This window comes from Micromonospora orduensis, assembly GCF_006228125.1.
Taxonomy (GTDB): domain Bacteria; phylum Actinomycetota; class Actinomycetes; order Mycobacteriales; family Micromonosporaceae; genus Micromonospora; species Micromonospora orduensis.
Map to the genome: position 1 here is coordinate 1 of NZ_VDFY01000273.1, position 5,820 is coordinate 5,820.

Here is a 5,820-nt window from a genome sequence, read left to right on the forward strand (position 1 = left end):
GGGTGTGCAGGAACAGGCCGCGGCGGGTGAGGACGTCGGGGCGGGTGTCCCGGGCGGGCAGGTCGAGCGGGTTGACCTTCACTCCGGCCATACCGAGGCGCATGACGGTGCCGCCGACGGCGTCGGCGAGGCGCACATATTCGTCTTCGGGGTCGATGACGGCGACCCGCACCCGCTGATAGAGGTTGCGCAGGATTTCCAGCTTCACGAAGTACGACTTCCCGGCCCCGGAGCGGGCCAGGACGACGGAGTTGTGGTTCTCCTGCGCCCAGCGGTCCCACCAGACGATGCCGCCGGAGTCGGGGTTGACGCCGTAGAGGATGCCGCCCTCGGCGGGTGGGTCGCCGGGCAGCGGCGCGGGCAGGTCCGCCGACGCGAGGGGAAACGCCGCGGCGAGGGCTTGGGTGTCCATGGTGCGGTGCACCCGCAGCGAGTCTGTGGCCAGGGGCAGGGTGGTGGTCCAGCCGGCGAGGTGCCGCCAGGTCGCCGGCTGCACCTCGATCAGCGTCGACGCGGCGGCGGCTTTCACCTGCGCGCACGCGTGCAGGAGTTCGTCTTCGCTGCGGGCGTGCACGGTCAGGTACAGGCCGACGCGGAACAGCTTCGCCACGCCTCGGGCGAGGCGCTGGGCGAGGTCCGCGGCGTCGTCCGCGGCCGCGTCGACGCAGGGGTCGGTCAGCTTGCCGGCCTCGGCGTCCGCGCGCCGCGACGACTCGAAGCGGGCACGCTGGTTGCGCAACCGAGACGCCGCGACCGGGGCGGGCAGCGGGTCGATGTGCAGGGCCAGGTCGAGGCGGCCCGGCCAGGACAGCAGCGGTTCCAGCCAGGCCGGGCCGACCTCGGCCGGGTAGCCGGTGACGACGAGGGTCGCGGCGTAGCCGTCGCCGACGCGCAGCATCCGCGGGGTCACCTCAACCGAGGCGGGAGCGACGGTAGCCGCCAGCGTGGAGGGCTGGCCACCACCAGGGGTGGGTGTGCGGAAACGGGTGCGGACTTTCATCGGGATCGCTTCTTCCTCTCGGGGTGGATGTCCGGCCCGGTGACGACGGTGTCGGGAGCGGCGAGGCCGCCAGGTCGGGGCGGGCGGTAGGGTCGGCGGCGGCGGCGACCGCCGCCGTAACCGCCGCCCCGTCGAGGGCCCGGGCGCTCACGCCGAGGCCGGACAGGGCGTGGACGGTGTCGGTGGCGCGGCGGCGCGCGGCGTGCTCGCCCCGCTCGCCCGCGCCGGTGCGGGTGACGATGAGGACCTGCCGGCGCAGCGGATCCCTACCGGTGGCGAGGTCGTCGAGAAAGCGGGCGTGATCGGTCGCGGCGTCGGCCAGGGCCGGGTGCGTCAGGGCGTGCGCCGCGGTGGCGAGGGTGCGGGCGGCCGAGTGCAGGTCCACCGGCTGCGCCGACACGACGATCTGCGTCGGTGTGGACAGGCTGTTGAGCCAGCGGCCGAAGGTGTCGACCAGGGCGGCCTGCTCGTCGGGACTGCGCAGGGCGAGGTTGACGTTGGTGGCGGCCACCATCGCCGCCCGTGTCCCGCCGAGGCGGATCTCCCCGCTGTCGTCGATGGCGTCCGCGGGCAGCTTCAGCGGCGCCGGCAGCATCACCGCTCTCTTCGGTGCCTGCACCCAGTCGGGGGTCTTCGACAGTGTGTCGGTGGTCGACAGTGCTCGAGGCGAGCGCCAGTGCCGAACGGCGGCGAGGAGCCACACGTCCAGGGAGAGCCCGTCACGGCGGCCGACCGCGACACCGACAACCAGCCCGCTGGCGACAACGGCGGCACCGACGAGCACCGGCAGCGGAACGACCGTGTGCAGGCCTCGCCAGGCGCCGTAGAAGGCGAGGGCGGCGACGGCGAGGATCGCCAGCTGCCGGAATGTCAGGCCGTAGGCGACCTTGTCGGGGGCGTCGACGTCGGCGGGCATCCGCGTCCGGCCGGTGTCCGTGTGGTCGGTCATCGGCCTACCGCCCGAAGGCCGCGGCCGAGGCCGGGAACCGACCGGGTGACCTGCTGTACCAAGATCACCCGTGCCGCGGCGCTGACCATGCTCGTGCCACGGCCGCCGGAGGCAGAGACGAAGCGGCTCATCAACGCGGGCACCCGCAGGGTGGTCCACAGCATGACCATCACGATGAACAGGTTGATCACCCCGCCGGGGTCGACCGGCAGGCCGAGCACGGGCAGCAGATGGTCAGGATCGGTGAGCATCCACTGCCCGGCAAACAGGGTGAAGCCCTGCCCCACCGGCACCGCCAACACCCCGGCGTAGGAGCGCCACCACAGGCGGGCGACCGGATCGGTCTGCGGCAGCGCGTGACACGCCATCGCCAACGGCGCGAACGCGGTCAGAACGATGACGACAGCGAAGCGGACGATCACACTGAACGCCGTACCGGCAAGCAGCACGGCGATGATCGCCACGCAGACCACGAACAGCAGCACCGCGGTCTTGTCCTGCCCCGCGGCGGTATGCGTCCTGATCGCGCGCAGCGCGCCGTCGCTGTCCCCGTCGCCGGTGGTGAGAGCGGCGGTGAGGGCGTTGGCGAGGTCAATGAGCATGCCGCACCACAGCTGGGAGAAATGCGCGGCGACGAACCCCACGATCAGGCGGGGGAGAAGGTCTTTGATCGTGTAGCGGGAACCCTCGTCGCCACCGGCGGTCATGGTGAGTACCCCGGCGGCGACGAACGCCAGGACGAAGACGGTGTCCACGACGAGGACCGAACGGCCGGTCAGGGCCTGCACCTGCGGCAGCGCGCTGATCGGGGTGATCAGCAGCGCGCTGCTGATCACCCCGATCAGCGCGTCCAGAGTCGCGAGGATCGCCGCGGCGAGCCAGTCCAGGATCTGCTCAAGCAACCAGCCCATAGGTCAGCCCCCGACGATGCCCTGAACGACCTGCAACAGCACAGGCGCGAGGATGGCCAGCCCGTAGCCGACCGGGGCGTTCTTCAGCGCGCCCTTGGCCCTTTCGACCTGCGCCGGGTCACCTGCGGCCGTGGCCCAGTAAACGCCGGCCAGGACGAGGAACAGGGTGGCGACGGCGGCGAGGATGCCGACCAGCCACAGCCGCAGGTTCTCGATGACGACCGGCAGTGAGTTCGCCGCCAACACAACAACGCCGGTGTCGGCGTAAGCGGGAGTGGGCACCGATAGCGACAGCAGCACCGCGCCGGCGACGGTGCCGACGCGGCCCGCGCGGCGGGCGGTACGGCAGTGGATGAGGGCACGAAGACGTGCCGGAATGCGGGACACGGGCGGTTTCACCTCCGGCCCCGCCCCCTATGCCCGGGGGTGGGGCGTCGTGACAACGGTTAGGCCGCCGCCGGGCGCGGGAGGCAGGGACACGGTCGAGCCGCGACAGGCCCTCGGGAGGAGCACGTCCTCCCTGTCGGGTGTGGCGGGTCTCGGTGAGGTGTCAGCGCACCAGTCGGCGCGGCACCCGAGGTGTCCGGCTCACGGTCGGCCCCAACCTCGAGGCCCGGCGGCGGGCGGCAATCTTGGCACCGTCTTGCTGTGGTGCCGGGAATGTTCCGCACCCTCAAACCGGCGTTTGTCAGCTCCGGCGGACACGTTCGGAGCTGACATCGGTCTGGCAGCGCGAGGCCGCCCGTCCGGTTGCCCGGCTCAGCTGGCCCCGCTGGGTGGGCGCGTCGCACAAGGTGAAGGCCCGCCCGCCGGCTACCAGTTCAGGGCTAGCAACCTAGGACGCTCTACGCATGGTGACCCAGAACAAGCCGGGTGGTGGCCTCCCGCGCCAGACCCCGGCCAGGCCTTCAAGGGCCGGCATGCCTTTGACACGCAAGCGAACTCATGCGCGCGGCTCCAGCAGCAATGTTGCCCACAGGTGCTGCTGCGGCCGGCAGCACCGCGGCAGCAAGGGCGCGACAGCGGAGCGGGGGTCCGACCGTCATGGCCGGACCCCCGCGACAGGATTTCCGCCCAGGTCAGGCAGCGGCGGCCGCCGGAGGCGCCGCCCGTCCCGCTCGGCTGGCGACGCGGCCTGCGCGGGTCCGCGTGCGGTGCACGGACTGCTTGCGCAGGTACGCGCGGGCCTCAGGGGACACGACGCCGGTGAGGAGACCTTTGCCCAGGGCGTCGGCGAGACGCTCGTCGATACCGGCTACCCGTTTGCGCAGCGCGTCGACGGTAATGCCCAGCCGCCCGGCGATGGGTTCAATCGACCGGCGCCCGAGTCGCAAGTCGATGTAGGCGTCGAGGTCGCAGTCCTCGAGCAGCCCGAGGCGAGCGGCACGTCGCACGAGAAGGTCGGGGTGCCCATAGGGGACGTGCGGGGTGCGAGGGCCGATGACGTGCTCAATGTCCTCGACTGGTATCGCGGTGCCGGTGGCGCGCAGCAACTCGTGTCCGGCCCGCCAGGCGGCCATGCACAACGCCGCGTAAGGGGCGGGCTTGGCCAGATCAACGCGGTCGCGCAAAGCGGTGAGGAAACCAGTCAAAATTTCCGCGTCGAGGTCGGCGGCATCCCCGAACCAACCGGCGTGTAGCCGTCCCGCGTGGCGGCGCAGAGCGGGCATCGCCATCGCCACTGCCGCGATGACCCAGGACGGTCCGTCGAGGCGGGCGCGGCACACCAGGTCCCGCCACACCGTGTCCCGCGCGGCGTAGGCGCGGGGGTGACGCAGCAGCCAGTCGCGCAGCGCCGGGAGTGTCATGACACCGCCCGGCAGCCCGGTGTCAGGTCCGAGGGTGTCCAGGTCAAGTGTCATCGGGGCGGGGCCGGTGGTCAGCGCCGCGAAAGCGGCGTCGACGGCGTCCAACGGTGAGTCGGGCCAGTCTGGCTTGGACACGGTCATGTCAGACACTCCGAGGCAGGGAAAGTCTTCGAGGCGCCGAGGCGGTGTCGCCCGGCGCGGGAGGCATCGATTGCGCCACGGCTACCTCACAGACCTCTGACAACCCAGTTGGGCAAGCCCGATGACACCGTGTCCACCCGCCAGCGCGCCGATCGTCGACGGCGACAGCCATCCGCGCCGACTCTGACAATGATCTGACAGACCTACTCTGACCTGCGCGTTGACACCGCCAGTCCGGTGGTGACATCAGCCATGCCGGCGGATCTGACAGCCAGGCCGCGCCCGCCAAGCGCAGTCTGACGGCGGTCTGGCAACCCCCCGCCGGTGTCGGACAACCGGCGGTGTCGGACATCGCCAACCTGACACGGCAGCCTCTCTGTCACGGCTGCGGCCCACCGTGATCTGACAGCGGCACGGCCCCGCTACGCGACGTAGCAGTGCTGTCATGACGGCGCTCTGTGGCCGTGCCGGTCATTACATGCCGGCTCTGGCGCGACGGGCTGGCAATGCGGTCCACCACCATTGGTGGCGCCGGACTGACCGCACAAGACGCGTGACGGACCAACCCGGTGGCGCTGTCAGACCTCCGTCAGACAGAGGGTTGTCCGCCAGAGCCGACAAGAACCGGTTTGAGGGGTGTCAGCGCATCACGGCGCGGCGTGGAGCCCACACCGGATGAGCGAGCACCCGCCGCAGCACCACCCCGACCCTGCCCAGCCTGTCGACCCGCACGAGGTCGACCCGACCCTGATCGACCTGGTCGCCGGCGACCCGCCGGTGCCGGTCACCGTGTGGCGCACCGCTCGCGGCCCGGCCGACACTGGCCGCACCGTCGGCGCGCGACTGGCCTACCGGCTTGTCGCCGCCTACACCCGCCCCGGCGACGCCGTCGTCGATGTCACTGTCGACCACGCCCTGACCGCCGTCTGCGCCGCTGGAGCACGCCGGCACCACCCTGGCTGGTTCACCGAAGCGTCCAGCCTGATCATCGGACCGGCCACCCCACCGCCC

The 5,820-nt window shown here is 71.6% G+C and carries 4 protein-coding genes and 2 pseudogenes; 1 reads left to right on the plus strand and 5 read right to left on the minus strand.

All coding sequences use genetic code 11. The features are described from left to right. The 5 genes and pseudogenes from FHG89_RS29715 to FHG89_RS29735 form a co-directional block, all read right to left on the minus strand. Positions 1-1,000, minus strand: a 1,000-nt coding sequence (locus tag FHG89_RS29715; protein WP_139587706.1) for a VirB4 family type IV secretion system protein, incomplete at its 3' end; no start/stop codon positions are given. Then, a pseudogene (locus FHG89_RS29720) lies at positions 997-1,916 on the minus strand (PrgI family protein). The gene FHG89_RS29715 and the pseudogene FHG89_RS29720, both read right to left, overlap by 4 nt. A 29-nt stretch (positions 1,917-1,945) precedes the next feature. After that, on the minus strand, positions 1,946-2,860 hold the full coding sequence (locus tag FHG89_RS29725; protein ID WP_139587707.1) for a TrbL/VirB6 family protein: 915 nt from the start codon (positions 2,858-2,860) through the stop codon (positions 1,946-1,948). Between the two features lie 3 nt (positions 2,861-2,863). Then, a complete protein-coding gene (locus tag FHG89_RS29730) occupies positions 2,864-3,247 on the minus strand; it encodes a pilin (RefSeq protein WP_139587708.1) in 384 nt (127 codons plus the stop codon). Between the two features lie 692 nt (positions 3,248-3,939). After that, positions 3,940-4,809 (minus strand): hypothetical protein, encoded by an 870-nt coding sequence (locus tag FHG89_RS29735; RefSeq protein WP_139587709.1) that lies wholly within the window; start codon positions 4,807-4,809, stop codon positions 3,940-3,942. 675 nt (positions 4,810-5,484) lie between these two features. On the opposite strand from FHG89_RS29735, the pseudogene FHG89_RS29740 reads away from it, so the two are divergent. Then, positions 5,485-5,820: pseudogene (locus FHG89_RS29740) on the plus strand (hypothetical protein); the annotation flags it as partial.

What these genes read in the sequence shown, in the direction of transcription:
- FHG89_RS29725 (WP_139587707.1), bottom strand. Translation starts at nt 2,860, where the DNA reads ATGGGCTGGTTGCTTGAGCAGATCCTGGACTGGCTCGCCGCGGCGATC.
- FHG89_RS29735 (WP_139587709.1), bottom strand. Translation starts at nt 4,809, where the DNA reads ATGACCGTGTCCAAGCCAGACTGGCCCGACTCACCGTTGGACGCCGTC.